1 rRNA gene is annotated in these 322 nt (G+C 51.2%); it reads left to right on the forward strand.

The window, feature by feature from the left end:
• A 5S ribosomal RNA gene (gene rrf / locus OGY09_RS25330) occupies nt 1-79 on the forward strand; the annotation flags it as partial.
• Nucleotides 80-322 lie beyond the last annotated feature (243 nt).

The raw sequence follows: 322 nt of genomic DNA on the forward strand, positions 1-322 counted from the left end.
TGCCGAACTCAGAAGTGAAACGCCGTAGCGCCGATGGTAGTGTGGGGTCTCCCCATGCGAGAGTAGGGAACTGCCAGGCACCAAATTAGAAGTATGGCACTGACTTTCGAGGCAGTTCACTACTCGATAGAGAGTAGGACAAAACCGAAAGCTTTTGAACGTTGCGAAGCAACGGCCCGAAGGGTGAATCACAAAGTGATTCATAAACTGCCAGGCATCAAATTGCAGTAAACCGGGATGAAAATCCGGGTGGTGACAAAGAAATTCGGTGGAGCGGTAGTTCAGTTGGTTAGAATACCTGCCTGTCACGCAGGGGGTCGCG

This window comes from Citrobacter sp. Cpo071 (assembly GCF_030332765.1).
In the GTDB taxonomy this organism is placed as follows: domain Bacteria; phylum Pseudomonadota; class Gammaproteobacteria; order Enterobacterales; family Enterobacteriaceae; genus Citrobacter; species Citrobacter portucalensis.